Here is a 23872-nt window from a genome sequence, read left to right on the forward strand (position 1 = left end):
ACAAAAATTTTTACTGATGATGGAAAGAAAGCTTATACTCCAATCGGGCTGTTTTCAATACATCCTGTAAATGATAGAAGAGTATGGAAAGGTTTCAGCGCGGCCGAAGGCCGCGCTGAAACGAAAAATCATAAAATAAACAGTTGCTATCACTTCGTACAAATGCAGTGCACCCTAAAAGAAAGGCTATTATCTTTGAGTTCCTGTACTTTATCAGATAGTTCCTGAGTATTGTTTGCCTTGAAAATATGGGCAGCAATTTTAATCTCATTAATGGTCATGCTGATTATTGTATTTTTTCAGAGTTCTTTAATCTTTTCAAACAATTCAGGATAGGTGGAGACTAATCCACTCTCATCCACCGAGATTTCAGCTTTAAAAATAGTTTCGATATTTTCATACAGGTATTTATTAACGGCTGTTCTGGTATATTGCTGTTGAACAGGTCTGATATGATGGTTTAGCACGTCTATATAAATAACATCAATTTTCTGAGAATCATTCTCTGAAAGTTTTAAATTATTGATGGGAAGAGTATTGGTAAACGGAGTAAGAGAAATGTCTATGAACTTAAAATTATTAAATTCAGAATTTACAACACCATTGATTTCCCATTGGTTCTGGTTTCTTTTTCCCGAGAAAGTTCTTTTAACCCTATTGATTTCAGTTTCGATCAGAAAATCCTTAACGATCCAGTCTTTATCAACGAGAATCCTATAATCTAAAGTATAGATGTTATCTTCATAACAACCGATGATTCTTGATTCTGCTCTATAGCTTTCCTCTTTTGTACTGAGATTAAAATACTCAAGGGACTGGTAGTGAATTCCCCGCCAGATCAATGTTCTCATAATGATATTCTTTGGTGTATTATTAAGAGATGCAAGTTAATGAATGCCTGGGCTGATTACAAAAAAAAGAGCGGTAAAAACCGCCCTCAACAAAATTTTATCTAACAAATATTTTTTACATATAAACACATCCGCATCCTGTTTCCCATTCCTGGCACAGGCGCATAGGTTCAGGACATCCAGGGTCAACACCACCGCCACCGTCTGAAACTCTGTAGCAGGTACCACCACTGCAATAGTATGAACCTATCGTGGGTGGGCAATTGCCATCCATATCACACAATGCATAGGGAGTGTCTCCACCATTGATCAACACAAGCTGATTTCTCTTTAATTTTTTTAAATTTTTCATAGTAATCATTTTTAATTTGTTGATTACTAATGTATAAAATTATTAATACACCGGCAAGTGTTTTAATGAATGGTCAAAAATTACTCTATATCCAGGGTCATAAAAATAGCGATTTCCTCTGCATTTTCATACAATCTTGTATTCAGTCCGGTAATATTGAATCCCATTCTTCTGTAAAATTGTATTGCAGGATAATTGGTGTTCTGTGCTTCCAGTTCAATAACTCTGCAGTTTAATTTCCTGGCTTCTTTAATGGCACTTTTAATCAGCATTATTCCAATTCCCTGTCTTCTGTATTTTTCGTTGATCAGGATGTTTTCAATATAAAAACTGTTGTTCCATGTTCTTTGTTCGCAGATGATCCAGCCTGCGATTTCTCCGTCCAAATAGGCACCGAAAGAATTTCCCTGTTCAATGATGCTATTCAGTTCTTCAAGATCTTCTGAAGTTGTTTCCCAGACTTTGGTATAAGGCAATGATTTTTCTTTTAAAATAAACTCAAAAGAACCTCCGAATTCAATAGAGGTAACCACATATCTTATGTCCGTTGTATACCCGTTATGTCCCCAATCCAGGCTCGGATTATAGGTTAGTTTTTGTAATTTTTTTATTTCCACCCTTGTATATTTTTATTTTATTGAATTTCGGTACAGATTTCTACCAGATAATTGTTAGGATCTTTGATGTAAGCCGTTTTTTGTCCCCATGGTTTTATAGCAATATCTTCATAAAGGACAGCACCGTTTTGAATTGCTTTTTCTACCAAGGACTCTACATCATTTGTTGTAAACCCAAGTTCCATTCCGAAAGGTTGGTCTTCAGTTTTTGCCGTTATAAATCCTTTTTTAATATTGGAATTTGCCAGGCTCACAGAGGCGAATGACAGATTTGTTTCTCCCGTCAGCAGTTCACCATAATCTTTTTCCGGAGTGATGAATTTTATTTCAGAGTCAAAGGTTTTTTTATAAAAGTTCATAGACTGTTCTACATCTTCTACATACAGAATGACATACTTGAATTTGATCATATGATTGAATTAAATGGTTTTATTTTTGGTTTAAAATATATTCCTCATCTGCTATCAACACTGCATGGGGTCCATGTAAAGGGTATTCTTTAAAGCTGCCGAAATGACCGAAATGAAGAGGATATTTCTGGGTAAGTTGTCTTACTTTACTCCCGAAAGAATTGATGTCAACCTTTTGAAAAGAATCTTTTCTCTGTCTGCCATTGGTAAAAAAGAGCATCAGGTTACAATGATCTTTAAAATCAAAATCATTATAGTAAAATACATGGAGATTTTCTTCTCTACATATCTGTGCTAAGTCATCAATAAGGCTATGTTTGTATTGTAATGGCAGATTACAATCAATTCGGGCGGCATAATTCTCTGCATTGCTTTTTCTGAAGTCAGAACCCACCATCTGAATGAAACGATATTCTATATTTTTGAATTCTTCTCTTTCCGGAGGGAAATTTTTGGTGGATTGAATGGTAAAAGGAATACTGAAATCCACTAATACAGCATTTTTCTTTATCAGAAGTTCTTCAACTTCCAGGGCAAACTGAAAATGAAAATCAAAAAGCATATAGTCGCCAATAGTGATGATCATTTGATTCCCATCGATATTGAGGTGTAAACATGTTCTATTGAAGCCTGATTTTAGCTTTTCCAGTTGATGGATGAAATCATCAATATCCGCTACCTGTATTCTGGCAGTCAGTTCAGCAGGATTATCAGCATGTCCTCCATATCCGGGATAAAATTTGAAAAACTGAAAGTCATATAAATCACTTGGAAATTTGAAATACCAGTATACGCCTAAAATCATTGGTTCTTAAATAATTTAGAAATTAAAAAACTGTATAAATCTTGATAATCTTGATTTGAATTCAATTTTTTCATAATCTTTATCAGGATTATATATTTTAATGTCAACCTTATCTCTGTCTTTAATTGCAAGCCCGGAATGAGTTTCAAGATTTGAATTAATTCGTTCCAATAGATCCAGTTGAAGCATCACATCTAATATTCTTTTTCCATCCGCAAAATCTTCATCAATAGTAACGGGAAGAGGTTGGTAGTCAGGTGTAGATTTAATATAAAGAGAAAAAAAATAAGGATCAAGATCCCCAAACTCCATCCCAAACATAAAAGGAACTTCAATTTCCTGTTTTGTAATGACATTGCGAAAATGACAATGATAACCATGAAGGAAATATCTCCATTTCCCTACTTTTCCACTCTGAGTTCTTCTACTTCGACCTTTGAAATAATTAAAAGCAAGAAAAGGGAAATCTTTATTTAGTTTTATTTTCTTCTTTTCAAAAAATAAACAGACCAATTTTTCTCCCAGTGTTCTGTAGTCTTTTGCACACTGTACAAAAAATAATTGGTTGGCAATTATCTCTTCTTTTGTAATAAGTTTCTTTACTTCAATTTTAGGCTCCATCGAATGAATAGCTATTTGAAAATGAGGAAGATTTTTCTTTAACTGTTCACCATAATCCTCTCTGATATGATTGATAGGATGATCAAAAACTATTCTAATTGTTTTTTGACGGGGTATATTTCTGAGGTAATCAATACAAGGAAGCTCTTGTATCGATTTAGCAGTTATTACATGAGTAGTTCTTTCCAAAGCATTAAATCAATGATTAGTTCAAAATTAAATAAAATTTCACACTCCAAAACTTTCAAAACCCTTAAATTTGTCATCAATAAAAATTTACTTGGATGCTTAGGAACATTTCAATTGCGGCAGCTACTTTATTGTCCGTAGTTACAATCAATGCACAGAAGAACAGAAATACCCAACTGGAAAGACCGAAATTAGTCGTTGGTCTGGTAGTAGACCAGATGCGTTGGGACTATTTATACCGTTTTTATGGTAAATATGGAAATGATGGTTTCAAAAGACTTTTGAATACAGGATATTCTTTAAACAATGTACATATTCCTTATGTTCCTACCATTACGGCGCTGGGACATACATGTATCTATACAGGATCTGTACCTGCCATTCACGGAATTGCCGGAAACGACTGGACGGATAAAGAAACAGGTAAAGGAGTTTACTGTACAGCGGATGACAGCGTTCAGCCGGTAGGAACTACCAATACAAAAACGGGAAGCCATTCTCCAAAAAACCTTTGGTCTACCACAGTAACTGACGAATTGAGACTGGCAACCAACTTTCAGGGGAAAGTAGTCGGTGTTTCATTAAAAGACCGTGCTTCCATTCTTCCTGCGGGACATACTCCAAACGGAGCGTTCTGGTTTGATGACAGTACGGGGAATTTTATTACCAGTACGTGGTATATGAATGATCTTCCTCAGTGGGTAAAATCATTCAACTCTCAGAATCTTCCTGAAAAATTAGTAGCCAATGGCTGGAATACTTTACTTCCAATCAACGAATATACAGAAAGCGCACCGGACAATTCTTCTTGGGAAGGTTTGCTGGGAAGTGCAAAAACACCTACTTTCCCTTACAGTAATCTAGCAAAAGACTACCAGACTAAAAAAGATAATATCCGTTACACCCCTTTCGGAAATACACTGACATTGAAGTTGGCAGAAGCTTCTGTAGAAGGTGAAAAGCTGGGTGGAGATACTATCACAGACTTCTTAGCCATCAACCTGGCATCTACAGATTATGCAGGACATAAATTCGGACCGAATTCTATTGAAGTGGAAGATGTTTATATCAGACTAGATCAGGATTTGGCAGAATTCTTCAAGTATCTTGATTCAAAGGTAGGAAAAGGAGAGTATACCGTTTTCCTTTCTGCTGACCATGGTGGAGCACATTCTGTAGGATTCCTTAAAGAACATAAAATCCCGACTGGTTTCTTCGGAGAAGATGCAGAAAAAAATCTGAACCAGAAACTGAAAGAAAAATTCGGGGCAGATAAACTGGTTAATGCCATTGATAATTATCAGGTTTATTTCGACAGAAAAGTATTGGCAGACAACAAGCTTGAATTGGATGATGTAAGAAGCTTTGCTGTAAAAGAAATTGAAAAAGATCCTACCGTTTTATATGCTGTTTCTGTAGACAAAGTTCAGGAGTCAAGTATTCCGGAGCCAATTAAACAAAGAATTATTAATGGAATCAACAGACAGAGAAGTGGAGATATTCAGTTAATTTCTCATGATTCTATGCTCCCTCCATATTCTAAAACAGGAACTACGCACAGCGTGTGGAATTCTTACGATTCTCATATTCCGTTGATCTTTATGGGTTGGGGAGTGAAACAGGGAGAAAGCAACAAAGAATATCACATGACGGATATTGCTCCTACAGTCTCTTCTTTATTGAAAATTCAGTTTCCAAGTGGAAATGTAGGTAACCCGATTACCGAAGTTATTGGTAAATAAATTAATTATAGAACAAATCTGTTTAAATGTTTATTTTTTGAAACATTAGGATTGTATTAAGGTGTTGAGAGTATTAAGATGAGCTTCGCTTTAAGCTTAAAAATCAGAATGATTTATCTTAACTATACTTTATTTCCTAAATAATCCTTAATGGTTCGCCAAATTTTTTTGATAAGTTTAAACAGCTACAGTATAAAAAACATCCCAATTTGGGGTGTTTTTTGTTTTTATAGCTTATGACGTTCTTATCATTTGCTGTATCTCTTTGTGAAACTTCTTATTTTCCTTCCTGATTTTTACAATAGAATATAAAAGCAGAACGATCAAAATACAGCCCAGGAAAACGGAACCTATTTTAATGTACCGATCATCAGATCTCAGTTTCTCACTTTTCAATGCTGTTTCCTTGTTGTGGTTATCGATCACCTGATTAATGGATTTCAGTTCATTCTGCTTTCTTTTGAATCGCATTTCCAAGTGTTTTTTATTAAACTGCTGATAAAGATTCTGTTGTCCCACAGCAAGATAATTCTCAGCTAATTCTTTATAAAGTCCTTCATTCAGAATAATATCTCCGGTATTTTTAGAAAGGTCTTCGGCTTTTAATAAAAGGCTTATTGCTGATTGATTTTCATGTCTTTGTTTATGTATTTCAGCAAGTCCTTTCAAAGCGAATGCTTCCAGACTTTTCGCATAATTTTTCCGGGCATAGTTGATAGCCTGCAGAAAAGCTTCCTGCGCATTATCAATTTGATTAAGGTTTAGATAACAATATCCAATATTATAATACACCACACTCATATTGGAATAGGTGGTTCTCTTCACGGGAACCTTTTCATAATTCCGTATGGAAATCAGGAATTTTTCCAAAGCAATTTCCGAATTTGACTGGCTTTTATAGACCATTCCTCTTATAGCGTAGCTTGCAGCCGTTTCAACGTATTTCTCAGGATTTTTTTCAGGGATTTTTGCAATATGCTGTTCTGCTTCATTCAGTGTTTCAAGGCATTTGTTGAAAAGTTCCATTTGCTGATACTGAATAGCAACGGAGATGAGAACTCCTGCCTGGCTTCTGGGATCATTGGTTTTCTGGGAAAGTTCTTTTGCCTTTAAAATATATTGTAAAGACTCTTCAAAATTTCTTTTCGCAATATTGGCAGTTGAAAGCAGCATATAAAGGTTAATAGAAGTTTTTATATCCTGAGATTTCTTCAGCAGCTGTTCTCCGATCCTGATGGTGTTATCCGGATTGTCATAAATTTCAAGTTTAGCCTTTTTCATTAAAACACTATCAGGTATCTTTTGTGCCTTCATACAATTACAAAAGGCAACCAGCAGCACTATTATTTTAAAAATTAATTTCATAAGGCTTTGGTTTTACTGATTTCCTGAATATAGGCATTGGGAGACATTCCGGTAACGGATTTGAAGACAGTAGTGAATGCACTGTGTGATGAGAATCCTGAATATTCTGCCAGATAACTTACTTTATAATTAAGAAAAGCAGCATCATTTCTCAGTAACTGTACAATATGATTGATTCTAAGTTTGTTGATATATCCGTTGAAGTTTTTTTCCTTATTATTAATAATTTCTGAAAGGTATTTTGTATTGATTTCCATTTGAGACGAAAGCAGAGACAAAGACATGTTTTTATTCAGAAACCGGTCGGATTTTTCAAATTCCTGTAACTTTTGGAGAATTTCATCTTCTTTTTCCCTGGATATTTTTGTTGTGCCGGAATCTTTTGTTGCTGGAGTTATTTTGTTTGAAATAATGGATTGAGGTTTTCGGCTGATCTGTTTTTCAAAGAAATCAAACTGTTTTTTTAAGTCTTTATTTTTACTTCTGATGAGTAAAAAATAAGTAAGCAAACTCAGAATTATCAAAGATAAAAGCAGGATTAAAGACCAGGAAGATCGTAGAAGCAGATGTTTCTGAAATTCAATATTTTTGTTTTGATTGGTTTCAACAAGCTTCACAAGGTATCGTATTCCTTCTTTTGAACTGGAATCTGTTTTTGTTTTTAAGTCATTACAAAGTTTATTGTAGTGATGGTATTTTGCATCATCGTGTACGGCATAATAATTACGGGAAAGGGATTCGTAGATTTTAATTTTTAAATTATTAAAAGGAAGATTCTCTATCAATTGAAGCCCTGCTTCCAGTTTTTTAATAGCTATTGCATAATCCTGTTTCAGGAAATAATATTGGGAGAGGTTTTCGTAGGCCAACCCTAAAAGAAATGGCTGGTTTTTCTGTTGTTCAAGATTTGCAATAATACTGTCTATAAGTGTTTTATATTCAGTGAGTTTATTTTGCTTTAGCCAATAGAAAGCGCGGAAAATTCTGTTTTCTACTTTTAAAATTCTATTCTCTTCATTATGATTCCCAAGGTATTGGTTGCTTTTATCTAGGTTTTGTAAGGCTTCAGGATAGTTTCTGTTGATTCCGGAGTTTAATGCCTGAAGCTGATACAATTTTGCGGTGGTGATTCTTAAGTCGTTACTTTTAAGAAGTTTCTGATCTGATAAAAGATGGGTAATAATTCTCTTTGACTGATTGTACAAACCCAGGTTCTGGTACTGGTCGGCAAGATTATAATCACTGAAGATCTGCATACAATAAGAAAGGTCATTTTTCTGACCGGCATCTTCTTTTTGAGCGAAAATATTGACAGACTGTACATAATCTCCCTTCAGGGCAAAAGCTTGTGAAATAATATTCTGAAGTACAATTTTGTGTTCTGCATTTTGATCGCTCACAAGAATTCCCTGGGTATAACTAATGCATTCGTCGGGATTCTGATACAATTTCAGAAATGCTTTATCTGCCAGCATATTGAAGTCCGGACCAGACTGCCCTTTGGTAATAAGGGAGCAGAAAATGAAAATAAACAGTAATGTTTGAAATAATTTTTGTCTTGAAAATTTGTTTTTTGTGTTTTTTTGAATAATTCGGGTAAAATCCATATTCAAAATGTTGTTTTGTATCTGTTTGGTTGTTAGATTTTTAGAAATTAAATTCTTTTAAAATTCACGAATTATGAAAGTCAATTTCTTTTGATAGGTTGAATATTGTATTAATATTGTTTTCACCAATTCGAAACGCTAAATATAATAAAATATGAAAAATTTTTACAGAATGTCAATGAAAATATTGACGGCTTGTCTTTTCCTGAAATTTGGTTTTGCAGAGGCGCAGCTTACTGTAATAGGTTTGGGAAATTATAACGTAGGGGCAGTATCGGATAATGGAGTTGTAAGCATGCACACAAGTGCAGGAGGAATATATAAATGGAATGCCGCGGGAGGACTTGTACAGATAGGTTCTATAACCAACGGATATCCTGCTGCAGGCAGAACGATTGTTTCAAATGACGGAGCCAAAATCTCGTCTTCAGTTACCAATGCCGCAACAGGATTCAATGAAATATCTACTTATGATGTAGCTACAGCCACATGGGTAAACAGAGGAGGGCTCGTGCCTACCGGATGGGATGGCAGTGTAAGTTCTACCTGGGGAATGTCAACCAATGGAAGTACTATTGTTGGACTTGGTTTTCTCACCGCAGCGAATGCGCATGCAGTAAAATGGGATGAAGTAAACGGAATGGTGGATCTGGGAAGTATCGTTCCAGGGCGCAGCTCAAGAGCCAATGCAATAAATGCTGCAGGAACAGTAATTGTAGGTTGGCAGGATGAGCCAACCGGAACGAGAAGCGGAGCAAAATGGCAGGATGGAGTAGAAAGTTTTATTACAGATAATAATGGAAATAATGTGGGGGAAGCAGGAGGAATTTCTGCAGATGGAAATACAATAATAGGGTCAGCAAATCCTAATCCCTATGTATGGAATGCAGTAAGCGGACTTACTTATATAACGCACCCAAATGCTTCTTTCAGCTTTAAAGGAGGAGCAACAGGAATTTCTGCTGATGGAAAAAAAGTGATCGGATATTACAGAGCATTTGGAGCTCCTCCCATGTCAGGCGAAGGCTTTATCTGGACCTCTGCTGCCGGAAGAATTAATCTGAATGATTATGCCGCATCTTTAGGAATTGCCACTAATGGAGTAACAATGGGACTTCCTCTTGCCATCTCACAGGACGGAAAGAAAATTGCAGGGTCAGGAACGAATGCTTCAGGTCAAATGATTGCTTTTTATCTGGATACTTCTCAATTCTTATCGGTGAATGATGCTGTAAAAGAGAGAAATACTATGGGGATCTATCCTAATCCTGTGACGGATATCCTATATTTTAAAGGAAAAGAAAAAATAGAGAAAGCAGAAATTTATAATATGGTTGGACAGAAGGTGAAATCATTTAATACTGTAGAAGGTCAGATTGATGTTTCATCCCTGCTGAAAGGAGATTATATTTTACAATATTCTGTAAAGGGAGTACAACAGGAGCCTTATAAATTTATTAAAAAGTAACATATATAAATAGTAAAGTAGTGGGATGAATGGCTGTTTTCAATATTGAAAGCGGCCGTTCTTTTTGATGTATATAGCAAAAATAGGATAGCATTTGTATTGGCAAACGTGGTTTTTGGCAAATACATATAAAAAACTATCTTTGCAAAAATTTTGGTTTCCAGTATTTTGGAATGAAAAGGGAATCGGGTGTAACTCCCGGACTGTCCCCGCAACTGTAAATCGCAACACAAGTTTCTGCAAAAAACCACTGTTTCATAACGGGAAGGAGCAGAATGCGAAAGTCAGGAGACCTGCCGGAATTATAATTTAAAAACATATTGCTTTCGGAGGAAAAGTAAAAAAGTATGGATATAAAAAGATCTTTAGTACTGCTTTTTTCATCGTATGGCTGTTTTCTTTTTGCACAAGAGAAAGCCATCGATACTGTTTATGTCTTCGACAATCAGATGAATAGGGTGAAACTTTTTCATCCTGTGAAAATAATTTCGGCAGAAGAGGCTGAGAAAAACTCCAGTAATCTTTCTGAACTTCTTAGATTTCAGTCACAGGTTTTTATTAAAGAAAATGGCCGCGGTGCTGTTTCTTCACCTTCTTTCAGGGGAACTACCGCTCAGCAGACTGCATTTGTATGGAATGGGATTAATATCAATTCTAATTTTCTGGGACAGGGAGATATCAATAATATTGCTTTGTTCGGCTATGATCAGATCGGTATCAAAGCCGGTGGTGGAAGTGTAGTGTACGGAAGTGGCGCCATCGGGGGAAGTATTCACCTGAATAATATCCTTGATTTTAATAAAGGCTTCCATGGTTCTTTATTCTCTGAAATTGCTTCATTTAATACCTATAATAATTTTGTAAAAGGTTCTTACAGCAATGATAAGTTCAGTTTTAAGGCTTCCGGAAATTATTCTGTAAGTGAAAATGATTATAAGGTAAGTGATCTGAACTATATCAACAGAAACGGAAATTATTACAATACAACATTTAATGTAGGAGCATCCTATAAAATCACAAACGATCATAAAGTTTCGTGGCAGAGCCAGTTTTTTGATTCTTCACAGCGTTTTCCCGTGTATGAGGAAACAGGAACAAAAACGAAATATAAGACTCAGAGTGTAAGAAGTCTTCTTTCCTGGGACTGGAACAAAGCGAAGTTCAGTAATTCCCTTAAAGCAGCCTACACGGAAGAGAATTTTCAGTATTTCGGTTCGTTAAACCAGCCTAAATCCAGTGGTGGAACCGGGAAAAATTATATCTTTAAAAATGATTTTAATTATTTCCTGAACTCAAAATGGAACTTTAATATCATCGGAGAGTTTCAGATAAATAAAGGCGAAGGATATGAGAGCGGAATATCCGGTGTCAGCAGAAATATTGGTTCTGTTTCGGGTTTGTTACGATATTTTGCAACAAAAGACCTGCGTTTTGAGGGTGGCTTTAAAAAAGATTTTGTGGAAGATGTGAAGTCTCCGTTGATGTATTCGTTCTCCGGAAAATGGAATGCTGCAAAATGGTATGATGTAAGCCTTAATGTATCAAAAAACTTCAGATTTCCGTCCTTTAATGATATTTATTATGAACCGGGAGGAAATAAAGACCTGAGACCGGAAACCTCTACCCAGCTCGATATGACGAATGAGTTCAAAGCAGGAGATTTCAGACTTACTTTGTCTCCATACTATATGAACATCACAGATCTTATTGCATGGCTTCCAACGGCCAAAGGATACTGGCAGGCATTTAATGTCAATAAAGCTGAATCCTACGGATTAGAATCCCAGCTGTCCTTTAGCAAACAATGGGGTAATCATAAAATCCGGGCCAATGCAGGATACTATTATGCAAAGTCTATTGACAAAGAAACGAAAATGCAGAGACCTTACGTTCCTATGCACAGAGGAAATGCCAATATAGATTACGAATATGGTTTCTTTAAACTTTTTGCACAGGGACAGCTGAATGGCGTTACGTATACTACAAGTGATGAAAAAAGATCAGATGCCATAGATCCTTATTTTCTTTTAAATATGGGAGTTTCTGCAACTTTGGCCAAGAAATATACCTTAGGGTTTAAAGTGAATAATCTAACCAATACATACTATAAAACGGTTTCTTTCTATCCTTTACCAAAAAGAAATTATAGTGTGTATGCAGCAATAAATTTTTAAAAATTAAAATTGAGTACATATGAAAATAACTAAACTTTTAACTGTATTATTTGCAGTAGTGTTATTGTTTAACATTTCTTCATGTTCAAGTAGTTCTGACGAGATTGAAGTTTCTCCGATCACCTATCAGAACGGATATTTTATCTCCAATGAAGGAAACTATAACAGCCAGGGAGCTAAGGTAACATTCGTGACAAGAAATTTAAGCCTTAAGCAGGATGATATATATGGCTATAATAACAATAAAGATATCCTGGGGGATGTTCTTCAGACTATTGGTCTTAACGGAAACAAGGCTTATCTTGTGGTAAATAACTCAAATAAAATTGTAGTAGTAGACCGTTATACATTCAAAAAATTAGCCGTAATTACTGATCAGCTTGATAATCCAAGAGGGATTACTTTTGCTAATGACTTTATTTATGTTACCAACACCAACTTCGTTGCCCATACTCAAAGTGTAACAAAGTATAAAGCTTCTGACTATTCATTTGTAAGCAAAATCAATATGACTGAGGTTTCTGATAAAGCAGTAGAAGCCGGAGGAAATGTTTTCGTACAAAATGCTTCATCAGGATTTGGAAATAAGATTACTTATATCAATACTTCTAATGATAGCAAAACTGAAATTACAGTTCCAAACGGTCAGATCGGAAATACGGTATCATACAAATCGAATGTTTATACGATTTCTTCAACAGCTACAGATTCTTATATCTATAAAATTTCAGGTACTGGAGCTATTACACCGGTAATTACGCTGACAGGAATTCCTAGTGCTACAAACCTTCAGATTGACAATGATAAAATCTACTTCAGCTCTGCCAATAAAGTATATACAACAAGTTTAGCGATCCCTGCGATCCCTGCAACTCCATTATTGACAGCTGCAGATGGCGGTCCTTACTTTACACTGTATGGATTTAATGTTATCGATGGAAGGATTTTTGCATCAGACGTTAAGCAGTTCACACAGGATAGTGAAATGGTAGTATATTCAGCAGTTACAGGTGCTCAGATCAGTTCTTTTAAAACAGGAGGTATCGGTGCTAGTGGAACATACCTGAACCCGTAATGTTTGACAACCTATAAAGAAATAATTTTTTATTTTTTCATCATTTGTGTTTTTTTCCGGCCGGTTTCGAAGAAACCGGCCGGCTTTGTTTTGTTGAATTATAGAGTTAACCCCAGCTTTTCAGCCTCAGCAATCACAAATTTTGTTGCTTCTTCTTTTTCATTAGGAATTTCACCTTCCAGAATAGCTTCTTTCACTTTCTCTTTCAATATACCTATTTCACGGCCCGGCTTAAGATTAAACATTTCCATAATCTCTTCCCCGGTAATAGGGGGCTGAAAGTTTCTTACCTGATCTTTTTCTTCCACTTCTTTGATCTTTACGGCTACATATTCAAAGTTTCTTTTGAATTTCTCCTGCTTCTTAGAGTTTTTAGTGGTAATATCTGCTTTGCAAAGGGTGAAAAGATCTTCAAGATTTTCTCCTGCATCAAATAAAAGCCTTCTCAACGCAGAATCTGAAGCATCATCAGTAATCAGTGCAATAGGTCTTGATGAAAGCTTCACCATCTTCTGAACATATTTCATGTCACTTCCTAAAGGTAATTTCAATCTTTGAAAAAGTGTTTTCACCATTTTTGAACCCAAGAATTCATGTCCGTGAAATGTCCATCCTGTTCCTTCTACAAACTTTTTGGTTGGAGCTTTTCCAATATCATGGAGCAGGGCAGACCAACGAAGCCAAAGATTATCGGTATTCACAGAAATATTATCTACTACTTCCAATGTATGATAAAAGTTGTCCTTATGGGTTTGTCCTTCTACTTCTTCTACGCCCTTCAATTCGATCAGTTCAGGAATAATCAGTTTCATAAGACCGGTTTGTTCCATCAGCCTAAGTCCGATAGACGGTTTTTCAGATAGCATGATTTTGTTGAACTCTACCATGATTCTTTCCATAGAAACAATCTTGATTCTTTCTGCTTCCTGCTGGATCGCTTTCAAAGAGTTTTCCTCAATTTTAAAATTTAAAGTAGAAGCAAAACGCACTGCTCTCATCATCCTTAACGGATCATCAGAATACGTCTGAGCGGGCTCTAACGGTGTTCTTAGAATTTCTTTTTCAAGATCTTCGATTCCGTTAAACGGATCAATAAGTTCTCCGAAATTATTTTTATTTAAAGAAATAGCCATTGCATTGATGGTAAAATCTCTTCTTTTCTGATCGTCTTCCAGGCTTCCGCCTTCCACTTCCGGCTTCCGGCTGTTTTCTGTATAGCTTTCCTTTCTTGCTCCCACAAACTCAAGCTCAAGTTCTTTATACTTGATCATGGCTGTGCCATAAGTTTTGAATACCGAAACCTTCAATTTAGGATCTATATCCTGAGCGACCTTTTGAGCAAGCTCAATACCGCTTTGTTCAGTTACAAAGTCTATATCTGTAGATGCTTTTCTGTTCATCAGAAGGTCCCGCACATAACCACCCACAATATATACGGACTGATTATTCCTTTCTGCTGCTTCAGAAATGATTTTAAATAGTTTTAAATTCTTATTTTGATTAAGATTAATTTTCATCGTTAATAATAGTGACAATTTCTACGTATGTTACCCATTAATCATAATGAGCATACATTCTACTAATTTTTCGCTCTTCATTAAAAAACATAACTTCAACAGCATGTTTATCCATAATCGACTTATAAAATAATGCTACCGAATCTACTCCAGCCGTGGAATGAATCAGATCAAAATGAAGGTCCGGAAACTTATCCAATGCCTTTTTCCAATATTCACGAACTGCTTCTTTTCCTCTTAAAGAACTTTCTTTACCACCAGTAGCCAGTGCAATCATAGGAGTCGTAATCTCAATATCATCAGAATAGTGGGATAGTATATCCTCCAGATCATGAGAATTCCACGCATTGATCCAAATTTGAGCAAATTCGTGATGATTCATAGCAAATAGTTTATGAGTTGAGTTTGCAAAGATAGAATTAAAAAAAAGAAATCCTGCCGATATGAACGGGCAAGACTCTAAAAAATAAACATAAAAGTTCAGAATTTTTATTCCCGAAGAACTTTTATCCTGTTATCATTCCATATTTTGATCACTGATGAGCCTGAGTATTTTGAAACCTTTTCTCTGTCTTCTTCCACTGCATAATCTACAAGGCTGATCATCTCCTCAGAAATATCAGAGAATTTTAGCGGACTTTTTTCACCACTGAAATTGGCGGAAGTAGATACCAAAGGTCTGTTCAGTTTTGTAATCAGCTTTTTACAGAAATCATTTTTTACCAATCGGATTCCTATACTTCCATCCTCTGCAAGAAGTTCTTTAGGCAAGCCTCTGGGGTTTTCATAAACAATAGTTACCGGCTTTTCACTAAGGTCAATAATTTCCCAGGCCATCTCAGGAACATCCACAAGATCCTGAAGTCTTTTCTCAGACTCTACAAGGATGATCATGGATTTATTTTTTTCGCGCTTCTTAATGTCGAAAATTTTGTTGACCGCCTCTATATTGGTGGCATCACAACCAATTCCCCAGATAGTATCTGTAGGGTAAAGAATTGTTCCCCCGGATTTTAATATTTCGATAATATGTTCCATAATTGTCTATAAGTTCAAAGAGTGGATAAAGGTAGAGAATATAAGAATTTCAGGCAAAAAAATAAGGATATAAATGTGGTTTGTCAGTTTGATTATTATAACAAAATACAAAGATTACAACCCATGGAAAAATGAATTAAAATAAGTTGTACGCTTAATAGGCTCAATATATTCAGGATGCAGTATTTTTTTGAAATCTCTTTTGGTAAGATGTTGTGAAAGCAAGATAGGAAAATTTGATCTTGAACCTTCTTTAATTAAAGTATAAAGAATAGCATTGTTTTTAAAAAATACAATGGTTGTCTGTTCATAATCTTTACCCAAACTGTATAGATCAGTCGGTTCATTAAGGAAAATCAGGTTACCTGAAATCATTGAAATTCTATAATGATGCTTTTTTCCATACTCAATGATTCTACTTTTAGCTTCTTCTTTAGGAATTTCAAACTTAATTTCTTTTAAATATTTTTCGGTGTATTTACAATATAGCACATATATGCTAAAGATAAATAAACTTATAAGAATTGCGCATTCGAAGCTGTTATTAAGAGAAAAATCTATTCCTTTTAATAACAGCAGAGAAGCTCCTGCCAATGCAGAAAATCCAAAATAGATCGAGATCGTATCAAACTTATCGTATGAACTTTCTTCAAAAATCATTTTTTTAGATTGAATACTTTCAGTGATTCTTAAATTTTTTAGAGATCTCATTGGACATCAGGATGAGAGTTTATGATTGATAAATTTAGATTTTATGGATAAATATAATGAGCCAACTATTAAAAATGTAATAGAAGCTATCCACAAAAAATAACCAGATTCCAAGCTGTATATTTTTCCCATTCTTCCATTTTCTGCAGCCAGAATTTCCTTCCAGAAAAAAAATGTTCCTGCAATTAAAAAAGCTGTTGTAGCCAATATCAAAGAAATTAAAAAATATTTTTTATAACAGAACGTCACTGCTATAAAGAACCAAATATTGTCCATAGCAGAAATTCAAATAATCCCCCGCCTAAAAAGTTAATAGGACCTATAAGAAAAGTTTCAAATGATTTATAATCTTTAATCTCTCCCATATCTTCAACTTTAAAAGCTGTAAAACAAAAAGAAATTATGAAAATTAATAGGCTTGCAAAGGAAATTCGTTTTCTTACATCCATCCCAATTTCGATAAATACCTTTCCTCAATAATATTCAGGTGGTGATAATTGTGTCCTATAATCAGTTTTCCGATAGTTTCCACAGAAATTTCATGGCCATTGGCTGTACCAGTATTTTGTAGAGCAGAAGGTTGAAGTGTTTCTAATAGAATTTGGGAAGATTTTCTTACCAGTTTATATTCCTCCAGAAGAGATTCAAGAGTTCTTTCACTGGCAAAGGATTGGTTTGCATATTCATTTTCATCAAATCCCGGAAGATTATTTTTCTCTCCTCTGGCGAAAGCTAATATTCTGTATTGGAAAACTCTTTCTGTATCAGATAAGTGGAGTAGAAGTCCTTTTAATGTCCATTTCCCTTCTGCATAGGCAAAATTAGATTGTTCTTCGGTAAGGTTGGAATAAATTCCGATGGTTTTGTCTGCCGAAATCTGCAGTTCGTTGATCCAGTTTCCTAAGGGAATCTGATCTAAATATCTTTGAATGTATTTTTGAAAATCGGTCATGTTATTTTTGTTTTTATAAATTGATTTTGAGGTGCGGATTCGGGATTCGGGTTCCGTGATTCGTGTAAAATTATGTATTACCCATTATTCATTACTTATTACTCATGAATTGCTCCACTCGTAGAAATTCACGGAGTCATACAGTTCAAAGCCACAGGCTGGATAAAGCTTATTTCCGATATCATTGCTTTTTCCTGTTTCTAAAAGGATACCACAGGCTTTTGAGGAACGGCAGTGTTCTTTGGATTCTTCAATTAATTCTTTAGAAAAGCCTTTTCCTCTATGGTTTTCATTCACGTAGAGATCGTTCAGCAACCAGTAACGCTGCATTCTTGTAGATGAAAATATAGGATATAATTGTACAAAACCTGTCAGGTTACCATTTTCTTCCGCCACAAAAATTTCGGAATCTTTATTTTGAAGTCTTTCCTTCAGAAAATTGGTTGCTTCGGGAATATCGGATGTTTTATGATAAAATATTCTGTACTGGTCAAATAATTCAGCCAGTTGCGGCAGGTCGGAAATGAATGCCTTTCTTGTGTTTTTCATAGTATGAGATGGTGTTTATAATAAAATGAGAAGGATTGATTAACCCTTCTCATTTTAGTTTATAGTGTGTTAAGAAAAAGCTTTCTCAAGATCCGCAATAAGATCTTCTGCATCTTCAATACCTACGCTTAAACGAACAAGGTCATCAGTGATTCCCAATTCAGCACGTTTTTCTGCCGGGATTGAAGCGTGAGTCATCAGAGCAGGGTGGTTAGCCAAAGACTCTACACCTCCTAAAGATTCTGCTAAGGTGAATACTCTTACTTTCTCCAAGAATTTAATAGCATCTTCTTTCTTTCCGGATTTAAAAGTGAATGAAACCATTCCTCCAGCTTCCTTCATCTGAGATTTTGCCAGTTCATACTGAGGGTGAGATTCTAACCCCGGATAAATTACTTTATCTACAGCTGGATGTGTTTCAAGGTATTTCGCTACTGCAAGACCGTTGTCAGAGTGTCTCTGCATTCTCAATGCCAATGTTTTGATCCCTCTCAATACAAGATAAGAATCGTGAGGTCCTAAAATACCACCACTCGCAAACTGAATAAAGTGAAGTTTTTCTCCCAGTTCAGCATCTTTAGCAATAAGTGCTCCTGCAATTACATCAGAGTGTCCTCCTAAATATTTTGTTGCAGAGTGCATTACAATGTCAGCTCCCAAGTCAATAGGTCTCTGGATATAAGGAGTAGCAAAAGTATTGTCTACTGCTACTAAAATATCTTTCCCTTTTGCAATTTCCACTACTTCTTTGATGTCTACCAGTTTCATCAAAGGGTTTGTTGGAGTTTCTACCCAGATCAGTTTGGTTTTATCTGTGATAACATCAGCAATTTTAGAAACATCATCAAAATTCACGAATGTAAACTTCAGCTGATATTTTTCGAAAAGTCTTGTGAACATTCTGTATGTACCACCATAAAGGTCATCTACAGCAATTACTTCATCACCTGGATTTAATAATTTCAAAACACAGTCGATCGCAGCAAGACCGGAACCGAAAGCTAAGCCTCTCGCTCCGTTTTCAATACTTGCCAAAGAATCCTCTAATGCCTGTCTTGTAGGGTTGGCAGCTCTTGAATATTCATATCCGGAATGTACTCCCGGGCTCTTTTGTGCAAATGTAGAGGTTAAAAATACAGGTACATTTACAGAACCTGTTGCAGACTCGTGGTGCTGCCCTCCGTGAATTACTTTTGTATTAAAATTCATAATTTTTTGCTTTAGGCTTTGAACATTAAGTACATATATTCTATTGATTAATGTTCATTGTTTTTTATTAAAATTTGCTCTAGCTGAATGCAAAAAGCTTACCGCTTACTGCCTCCGGCTTATTGCAATTGTCTTTTTTTACTTAATAGCAGATTTTACAGCAAATTCTTCTGCAATTTCCTCCATCCACTGCGCTACATCTTCTTCTCCTGTTGCTCTCTGATATGTGCTTCCTAAAGATATTAAAATCTGGTGGATAAACATCTTCATCTGATCTACAGGCATTTCTTTGGTCCAAAGATCAATTCTTAACGCTTCTCTTGTTTTATCATCCCATACGGAAATCATGGTTGCTTTGGTATCTTGTTTGTCAATACCGCCATCCTGTGCATTCCATGTAATATTTTCCGGTACGTGATTTTCATCAAGCTCTACATCTATCGTAATCTGAGTCTTTCTCATTTTTCTATTTTTTCTAAATTCTAAATTTTCTTATTTAAGTTTCGGTTTATAACCGGATTGGTTAAAAATTGTGGTAGCATCCATTTTCAGGAATTCCGTCAACTTTGTTTCAGGTTTTTCCTTAAGATATGCCTTACAGATCTGCCATCCTGTAAAAATTCCTATTTGTGGTGAAGATTCATTGTCAATTTCTGTATAAAACTTCGAGAATGGTCCGGGTGAAATAAAGCGTTCCCCCAGCCTTGGATCATCTCCGAAGATCAGATTACTTTCTACAAAATAATTCCAGATATTGGCTTCATTGCTTGTTGCCCATTCATACTGCTTTTGAGTATAATTCATTTTCAGATAATCAGGTGTATCCGGAAGAAAAGCATCCTGAAGAATCATTACTTTTCCGTTCAGAATAATCTGATCAATGAATTTCTGATGGTCAGGAGACTCTGTGACAATATTTTCAGCAAAAAGCTGTGATACCTTCGGAACAATATTCTGCGGGTTCATCGATTTTTGAAAATATAGCTCCAGTCCTTTATAATTTGCATTTCCATCGCCCATAAAACCGGTAACATCTATAAATAAAAGGTTCCCTTTCTCATCATAAAATATGGGATCCTGGACCATTTGCAGAGCAGATGAGAACAGATATACTTTTGGATTTTTAAACTGTGGAAAATAATATTTGATATGTGAAAACAAACTCTGAAGTTCACTTTGCAGTTTTGCCTGATCTATTTTTCCGATAGCTTCCTTGTAGATTTTTATCTCTTCAGCATCCGCTCTTCTTTTGCCAAAATCGGCATCAGAAACACTTCCCTGAAACCATGGAAATTGAGCCTTAAACTGATCCAGAGGAACATTCGGATTGTAAAATTCTTTGGAAATATCTGTGATGTCAACTTTTTCGGCAGTTTGTTTGACTTCTACCTTCCATTGATTTTCAGGTTCTTTTTTGCAGGAAATAAGTCCGGCAGCTAAAAGAGAAGAAAGCGCAATATATCTAAAAATCTTCATTATTTTTACATGGAATTTAAGTTTACAAAAATAAGGATTAAATACACAATTCATGATGAAAATTAAAATATTTACAACCCTTTGCTTTATTTCAGGGCTTTCTTTTTTCTATGGGCAAAAGCTTGAATTTAAAGACAAAAACTTTGAAAAAGCTGTACTGGAAAATTTTGATATGAACAAAAACGGAATGATTGAATCCCCGGAAGCCGGGATGGTTATGAATCTGTTCCTTGTTCAGAAAGGAATTACATCTGCAGAAGATTTGCAATTTTTTAAAAATGTAAAAATGATTGTCATTGATGATAATGTGATTTCTACTGTGGTGATAAGCAATCTGGATCAGCTGGAATTATTTTCATGTACAGGATGCAAAATTTCTTCATTTAAAGCTGTAAATCTGAAAAATTTAACCTCATTATATCTGGATAATAATCTGTTGGAAAGTATTACATTGACAGGGATTCCAAAAATTAATCAATTAACATTATCTTTAAATCGATTAAAAACAATTGATCTGACTCCGTTTAAAGTCTTAAGAAAACTGAACTTAGAACATAACAACCTTCAGAAAATTGATATTTCCGGTAATCCGGACTTACAAACCCTTAATATCATGGGAAATAAGATAAGAGAAACAGATATAAAGAAAGGCACAAAAACAGAAGTTACTATTTTTGGTGCTGAAGAATAAAAACTAATGATTATGAAAATAGAAACAGAGCGACTGATTTTAAGAAAACTCGAAGATGAAGATTTTGAACGCATATTTCTGCTGGACTCCAATCCTGAAGTCATGAAATATATTGGTGTGCCGGTTTTGACGGACGTCAATGAATCAAAAAAAGTGATCAGCATGATTCAGAAACAGTATGAGGAGAATGGGGTAGGAAGACTTGGAGTGGTAGAAAAAGAAAGCGGACTACTGATAGGATGGAGCGGATTGAAATTACTGACTCATGAAACCAATGGATACAAAAATGTACTGGAACTTGGATATCGTTTCCTGCCTGAATCCTGGGGAAAAGGATACGCTGTAGAATCCGGAATAGCTTCTCTAAACTATGGCTTTAATGACCTGAATGCAGACGTTATTTATGCTTATGCTCATTCTGAACATGATGCTTCCAACCATATTTTAAGAAAATTAGGTTTTGAAAAAACCGGAGAGTTTGAAGAACCGGACGGAATTTGTTTCTGGTATGAACTGAAGCGAAAATTATAATAAAAAATGATAACAGTACGACAGGAAGAAGAAAAGGATTATAAAAAGGTTTTTGAACTTACAGAAGAAGCTTTCAGAGACATGGAACACAGTGATCATCAGGAGCAGTTTCTGGTAGAAAAACTGAGAAAATCTGAAGCCTTTATCCCGGAATTGTCATTGGTTGCGGAAGATGAAAATGGTACAATTACCGGACATATTTTGTTTACAAAAATTAAAATTGTCAATGAAGAAGAATCGTTTGATTCCCTTGCGCTGGCACCTGTTTCCGTAAAACCTGGGTTTCAAAATCAGGGAATTGGAGGTAAACTGATCCTTGAAGGACATCGTATCGCCAAAGAACTGGGATATGAATCGACGATATTAATCGGGCATGAAGAATATTATCCGCGCTTTGGTTACAAAAAAACAAGTAATTTTGGGATCTCTTTTCCATTCGATATTCCGGAAGAAAACGGAATGGCTGTAGAATTGATAAAAGACGGATTAAAAGATAAAAAAGGAGTGGTGAAATACCCTCAGGAATTTGGAATAGACTAAAAAAATATAAACGATGCAGACACAGAAAGTGATAGATCACATTGTAAGCTGGTTAAAAGATTATGCTACAAAAGCAAGAGTAAACGGATATGTAATCGGAGTTTCCGGAGGAGTAGATTCCGGAGTGGTTTCTACCCTGGCAGCAATGACCGGTTTGAAAACATTACTGATCGAAATGCCGATCCGTCAGAAAGCCGATCAGGTAGGTCGTGCACAGGATCATATGAATGATCTTAAATCAAGATTTCCTAACGTGGAAACAATGTCAGTTGATCTGACACCTGCCTTTGAGGAGCTTTATAAAACATTCGATGTAAAAGACGATCTGTACCCTAATGAGAAACTTGCTTTTGCCAACACAAGAGCACGTCTTAGAATGCTTACCCTTTATTATTATGGGCAGCTGAACGGACTTCTGGTTTGTGGAACAGGAAATAAAGTGGAAGATTTCGGAATCGGCTTTTATACAAAATATGGTGATGGTGGAGTAGACGTTTCTCCAATTGCTGATCTTTATAAAACTGAAGTGTATGAATTGGCCAGAGGATTAAATCTGATCAAAAGTATCCAGGAAGCAATTCCTACTGATGGACTTTGGGATGTGGACAGAACAGATGAACAGCAGATTGGTGCTACGTATCCGGAACTGGAGAAAATCCAGAAAGAATACGGAACGAAAACGGCTGATGATTACGAAGGCAGAGATAAAGAAGTTTTCCAGATCTTCGACAGAATGCATAAGGCTGCGAAACATAAAATGGATCCTATTCCGGTTTGCGATATTCCTGAAGAATGGCGAGCATAGAAATAGCATTACAATAAATAACAGGTATGAACGGAAAAATAAGATCTGTATTTTTTATATGTCTGGGACTTCTCTTTGGAATGTCTGTGATGTATGTCTACAGGAACTTTATTGAAGATAAAAAAGATCAGTCAGGTTCTGCAAAAAAAGAAACAGTGAGCTATGGAAGTACTTCTTCGGATGGAAATTCCTCTGCCCAGGTTTCTATAGATCAACTTACAGAAGAAAAAACGGTGATCAGCTATGTGAAAAAAAATCATAAACTGCCAGATTATTATATCACTAAAAATGAAGCAAGAAAACAGGGCTGGAGTCCTTCCAAAGGAAATCTTTGTGATGTACTTCCCGGAAAAGCTATTGGTGGAGATCATTTCGGAAACAAAGAAAGACGTTTACCGGATGGAGAAAAGTATTTTGAAGCCGATGTAAACTATCATTGCGGCGGAAGAAATGCAGACCGTATCATCTATACCCGGAACGGTGATGTGTATCTTACCAAAAACCATTATAAAAGTTTTGAAAAACAGTAATGTCATTGCGAGGAACGTAGTGAAGGATCAATCTCTATAAAAGAATC

The 23872-nt window shown here is 35.6% G+C and carries 26 protein-coding genes and 1 riboswitch; of the genes, 9 read left to right on the plus strand and 17 right to left on the minus strand.

Annotation, left to right across the window (positions count from 1 at the left end):
* Positions 1 to 299: 299 nt before the first annotated feature.
* From J2786_RS12980 to J2786_RS13005, 6 genes are all read right to left on the minus strand, one after another.
* A complete protein-coding gene (locus tag J2786_RS12980; RefSeq protein ID WP_052187118.1) occupies positions 300 to 851 on the minus strand; it encodes a putative glycolipid-binding domain-containing protein in 552 nt (183 codons plus the stop codon).
* A gap of 115 nt (positions 852 to 966) precedes the next feature.
* Complete coding sequence (locus tag J2786_RS12985) at positions 967 to 1203, minus strand: hypothetical protein (protein ID WP_047435869.1); 237 nt, start codon at positions 1201 to 1203, stop codon at positions 967 to 969.
* 80 nt (positions 1204 to 1283) lie between these two features.
* The gene (locus J2786_RS12990; RefSeq protein ID WP_047434338.1) at positions 1284 to 1820 is read right to left on the minus strand and encodes a GNAT family N-acetyltransferase; all 537 of its coding nucleotides are present in this window, start codon (positions 1818 to 1820) and stop codon (positions 1284 to 1286) included.
* A gap of 17 nt (positions 1821 to 1837) precedes the next feature.
* Positions 1838 to 2230, minus strand: coding sequence for a VOC family protein (locus J2786_RS12995; protein ID WP_310025484.1), 393 nt, complete (start codon positions 2228 to 2230; stop codon positions 1838 to 1840).
* 19 nt (positions 2231 to 2249) lie between these two features.
* On the minus strand, positions 2250 to 3035 hold the full coding sequence (locus J2786_RS13000) for a hypothetical protein (RefSeq protein ID WP_047434332.1): 786 nt from the start codon (positions 3033 to 3035) through the stop codon (positions 2250 to 2252).
* Positions 3036 to 3050: 15 nt separating this feature from the next.
* Positions 3051 to 3845 (minus strand): DUF6896 domain-containing protein, encoded by a 795-nt coding sequence (locus J2786_RS13005; RefSeq protein WP_310025487.1) that lies wholly within the window; start codon positions 3843 to 3845, stop codon positions 3051 to 3053.
* Between the two features lie 95 nt (positions 3846 to 3940).
* Here J2786_RS13005 and pafA point away from each other — a divergent pair, with 95 nt between their 5' ends.
* Positions 3941 to 5587, plus strand: coding sequence for an alkaline phosphatase PafA (gene pafA, locus J2786_RS13010; RefSeq protein ID WP_047434327.1), 1647 nt, complete (start codon positions 3941 to 3943; stop codon positions 5585 to 5587).
* A gap of 234 nt (positions 5588 to 5821) precedes the next feature.
* On the opposite strand, the gene J2786_RS13015 is transcribed toward pafA, so the two are convergent.
* Positions 5822 to 6868, minus strand: coding sequence for a tetratricopeptide repeat protein (locus J2786_RS13015; protein WP_226798680.1), 1047 nt, complete (start codon positions 6866 to 6868; stop codon positions 5822 to 5824).
* A gap of 80 nt (positions 6869 to 6948) precedes the next feature.
* Positions 6949 to 8559: a helix-turn-helix domain-containing protein gene (locus J2786_RS13020; protein WP_047434320.1), complete on the minus strand. Its 1611-nt coding sequence runs from the start codon at positions 8557 to 8559 to the stop codon at positions 6949 to 6951.
* 154 nt (positions 8560 to 8713) lie between these two features.
* Between J2786_RS13020 and J2786_RS13025 the strand changes: the two genes are divergently transcribed.
* The 3 genes from J2786_RS13025 (at position 8714) to J2786_RS13035 (ending at position 13276) form a co-directional block, all read left to right on the plus strand.
* On the plus strand, positions 8714 to 10027 hold the full coding sequence (locus tag J2786_RS13025) for a T9SS type A sorting domain-containing protein (protein WP_047434317.1): 1314 nt from the start codon (positions 8714 to 8716) through the stop codon (positions 10025 to 10027).
* 137 nt (positions 10028 to 10164) lie between these two features.
* Positions 10165 to 10342: riboswitch (cobalamin riboswitch) on the plus strand.
* A 32-nt stretch (positions 10343 to 10374) separates the two neighbouring features.
* On the plus strand, positions 10375 to 12201 hold the full coding sequence (locus tag J2786_RS13030) for a TonB-dependent receptor plug domain-containing protein (RefSeq protein ID WP_052187117.1): 1827 nt from the start codon (positions 10375 to 10377) through the stop codon (positions 12199 to 12201).
* Positions 12202 to 12220: 19 nt separating this feature from the next.
* Complete coding sequence (locus tag J2786_RS13035; protein ID WP_047434313.1) at positions 12221 to 13276, plus strand: DUF5074 domain-containing protein; 1056 nt, start codon at positions 12221 to 12223, stop codon at positions 13274 to 13276.
* A gap of 98 nt (positions 13277 to 13374) precedes the next feature.
* Here J2786_RS13035 and J2786_RS13040 read toward each other — a convergent pair whose 3' ends face one another.
* From J2786_RS13040 to gldB, 9 genes are all read right to left on the minus strand, one after another.
* On the minus strand, positions 13375 to 14793 hold the full coding sequence (locus J2786_RS13040; RefSeq protein ID WP_047434311.1) for a CCA tRNA nucleotidyltransferase: 1419 nt from the start codon (positions 14791 to 14793) through the stop codon (positions 13375 to 13377).
* Between the two features lie 37 nt (positions 14794 to 14830).
* On the minus strand, positions 14831 to 15175 hold the full coding sequence (locus J2786_RS13045; protein ID WP_047434309.1) for a nuclear transport factor 2 family protein: 345 nt from the start codon (positions 15173 to 15175) through the stop codon (positions 14831 to 14833).
* A 107-nt stretch (positions 15176 to 15282) separates the two neighbouring features.
* On the minus strand, positions 15283 to 15831 hold the full coding sequence (locus J2786_RS13050) for an L-threonylcarbamoyladenylate synthase (protein ID WP_047378653.1): 549 nt from the start codon (positions 15829 to 15831) through the stop codon (positions 15283 to 15285).
* Positions 15832 to 15945: 114 nt separating this feature from the next.
* Positions 15946 to 16491: a hypothetical protein gene (locus J2786_RS13055; RefSeq protein ID WP_156121569.1), complete on the minus strand. Its 546-nt coding sequence runs from the start codon at positions 16489 to 16491 to the stop codon at positions 15946 to 15948.
* A gap of 490 nt (positions 16492 to 16981) precedes the next feature.
* Entirely contained in the window at positions 16982 to 17494 is a 513-nt protein-coding gene (locus J2786_RS13060) for a DinB family protein (protein ID WP_047434299.1), read from the minus strand.
* Positions 17495 to 17596: 102 nt separating this feature from the next.
* Positions 17597 to 18043 carry a GNAT family N-acetyltransferase gene (locus tag J2786_RS13065; RefSeq protein ID WP_047434296.1) on the minus strand — a complete coding sequence of 149 codons (447 nt, stop codon included), beginning with the start codon at positions 18041 to 18043 and terminating at the stop codon, positions 17597 to 17599.
* A 69-nt stretch (positions 18044 to 18112) separates the two neighbouring features.
* A complete protein-coding gene (locus J2786_RS13070; RefSeq protein ID WP_310025629.1) occupies positions 18113 to 19255 on the minus strand; it encodes a cystathionine gamma-synthase in 1143 nt (380 codons plus the stop codon).
* A 135-nt stretch (positions 19256 to 19390) separates the two neighbouring features.
* Positions 19391 to 19714: a gliding motility protein GldC gene (gene gldC, locus J2786_RS13075; RefSeq protein WP_034695059.1), complete on the minus strand. Its 324-nt coding sequence runs from the start codon at positions 19712 to 19714 to the stop codon at positions 19391 to 19393.
* A 30-nt stretch (positions 19715 to 19744) separates the two neighbouring features.
* Positions 19745 to 20728 (minus strand): gliding motility lipoprotein GldB, encoded by a 984-nt coding sequence (gldB, locus tag J2786_RS13080; RefSeq protein WP_185097561.1) that lies wholly within the window; start codon positions 20726 to 20728, stop codon positions 19745 to 19747.
* A gap of 52 nt (positions 20729 to 20780) precedes the next feature.
* Here gldB and J2786_RS13085 point away from each other — a divergent pair, with 52 nt between their 5' ends.
* Genes J2786_RS13085 through J2786_RS13105 form a run of 5 tightly spaced genes read left to right on the plus strand, consistent with a single transcriptional unit; the run spans position 20781 to position 23825 of the window.
* A complete protein-coding gene (locus J2786_RS13085) occupies positions 20781 to 21419 on the plus strand; it encodes a leucine-rich repeat domain-containing protein (RefSeq protein WP_047434290.1) in 639 nt (212 codons plus the stop codon).
* A 12-nt stretch (positions 21420 to 21431) separates the two neighbouring features.
* On the plus strand, positions 21432 to 21950 hold the full coding sequence (locus J2786_RS13090) for a GNAT family N-acetyltransferase (protein ID WP_310025500.1): 519 nt from the start codon (positions 21432 to 21434) through the stop codon (positions 21948 to 21950).
* A 6-nt stretch (positions 21951 to 21956) separates the two neighbouring features.
* Positions 21957 to 22490: a GNAT family N-acetyltransferase gene (locus J2786_RS13095; RefSeq protein ID WP_047434284.1), complete on the plus strand. Its 534-nt coding sequence runs from the start codon at positions 21957 to 21959 to the stop codon at positions 22488 to 22490.
* A 13-nt stretch (positions 22491 to 22503) separates the two neighbouring features.
* Positions 22504 to 23295, plus strand: a complete 792-nt coding sequence (nadE, locus tag J2786_RS13100) for an NAD(+) synthase (protein ID WP_047434281.1) — start codon at positions 22504 to 22506, stop codon at positions 23293 to 23295.
* A 26-nt stretch (positions 23296 to 23321) separates the two neighbouring features.
* Positions 23322 to 23825, plus strand: coding sequence for a ribonuclease domain-containing protein (locus J2786_RS13105; RefSeq protein ID WP_047434278.1), 504 nt, complete (start codon positions 23322 to 23324; stop codon positions 23823 to 23825).
* The last annotated feature ends 47 nt before the right edge of the window (positions 23826 to 23872 follow it).

Source organism: Chryseobacterium vietnamense (assembly GCF_031454475.1).
GTDB classification, from domain to species: Bacteria; Bacteroidota; Bacteroidia; order Flavobacteriales; family Weeksellaceae; genus Chryseobacterium; species Chryseobacterium vietnamense.

What these genes read in the sequence shown, in the direction of transcription:
- J2786_RS12980 (WP_052187118.1), bottom strand. Translation starts at nt 851, where the DNA reads ATGAGAACATTGATCTGGCGGGGAATTCACTACCAGTCCCTTGAGTAT.
- J2786_RS12985 (WP_047435869.1), bottom strand. Translation starts at nt 1,203, where the DNA reads ATGAAAAATTTAAAAAAATTAAAGAGAAATCAGCTTGTGTTGATCAAT.
- J2786_RS12995 (WP_310025484.1), bottom strand. Translation starts at nt 2,230, where the DNA reads ATGATCAAATTCAAGTATGTCATTCTGTATGTAGAAGATGTAGAACAG.
- J2786_RS13000 (WP_047434332.1), bottom strand. Translation starts at nt 3,035, where the DNA reads ATGATTTTAGGCGTATACTGGTATTTCAAATTTCCAAGTGATTTATAT.
- pafA (WP_047434327.1), top strand. Translation starts at nt 3,941, where the DNA reads ATGCTTAGGAACATTTCAATTGCGGCAGCTACTTTATTGTCCGTAGTT.
- J2786_RS13015 (WP_226798680.1), bottom strand. Translation starts at nt 6,868, where the DNA reads ATGAAAAAGGCTAAACTTGAAATTTATGACAATCCGGATAACACCATC.
- J2786_RS13020 (WP_047434320.1), bottom strand. Translation starts at nt 8,559, where the DNA reads ATGGATTTTACCCGAATTATTCAAAAAAACACAAAAAACAAATTTTCA.
- J2786_RS13025 (WP_047434317.1), top strand. Translation starts at nt 8,714, where the DNA reads ATGAAAAATTTTTACAGAATGTCAATGAAAATATTGACGGCTTGTCTT.
- J2786_RS13030 (WP_052187117.1), top strand. Translation starts at nt 10,375, where the DNA reads ATGGATATAAAAAGATCTTTAGTACTGCTTTTTTCATCGTATGGCTGT.
- J2786_RS13035 (WP_047434313.1), top strand. Translation starts at nt 12,221, where the DNA reads ATGAAAATAACTAAACTTTTAACTGTATTATTTGCAGTAGTGTTATTG.
- J2786_RS13040 (WP_047434311.1), bottom strand. Translation starts at nt 14,793, where the DNA reads ATGAAAATTAATCTTAATCAAAATAAGAATTTAAAACTATTTAAAATC.
- J2786_RS13045 (WP_047434309.1), bottom strand. Translation starts at nt 15,175, where the DNA reads ATGAATCATCACGAATTTGCTCAAATTTGGATCAATGCGTGGAATTCT.
- J2786_RS13050 (WP_047378653.1), bottom strand. Translation starts at nt 15,831, where the DNA reads ATGGAACATATTATCGAAATATTAAAATCCGGGGGAACAATTCTTTAC.
- J2786_RS13055 (WP_156121569.1), bottom strand. Translation starts at nt 16,491, where the DNA reads ATGATTTTTGAAGAAAGTTCATACGATAAGTTTGATACGATCTCGATC.
- J2786_RS13060 (WP_047434299.1), bottom strand. Translation starts at nt 17,494, where the DNA reads ATGACCGATTTTCAAAAATACATTCAAAGATATTTAGATCAGATTCCC.
- J2786_RS13065 (WP_047434296.1), bottom strand. Translation starts at nt 18,043, where the DNA reads ATGAAAAACACAAGAAAGGCATTCATTTCCGACCTGCCGCAACTGGCT.
- gldC (WP_034695059.1), bottom strand. Translation starts at nt 19,714, where the DNA reads ATGAGAAAGACTCAGATTACGATAGATGTAGAGCTTGATGAAAATCAC.
- gldB (WP_185097561.1), bottom strand. Translation starts at nt 20,728, where the DNA reads ATGAAGATTTTTAGATATATTGCGCTTTCTTCTCTTTTAGCTGCCGGA.
- J2786_RS13085 (WP_047434290.1), top strand. Translation starts at nt 20,781, where the DNA reads ATGATGAAAATTAAAATATTTACAACCCTTTGCTTTATTTCAGGGCTT.
- J2786_RS13090 (WP_310025500.1), top strand. Translation starts at nt 21,432, where the DNA reads ATGAAAATAGAAACAGAGCGACTGATTTTAAGAAAACTCGAAGATGAA.
- J2786_RS13095 (WP_047434284.1), top strand. Translation starts at nt 21,957, where the DNA reads ATGATAACAGTACGACAGGAAGAAGAAAAGGATTATAAAAAGGTTTTT.
- nadE (WP_047434281.1), top strand. Translation starts at nt 22,504, where the DNA reads ATGCAGACACAGAAAGTGATAGATCACATTGTAAGCTGGTTAAAAGAT.
- J2786_RS13105 (WP_047434278.1), top strand. Translation starts at nt 23,322, where the DNA reads ATGAACGGAAAAATAAGATCTGTATTTTTTATATGTCTGGGACTTCTC.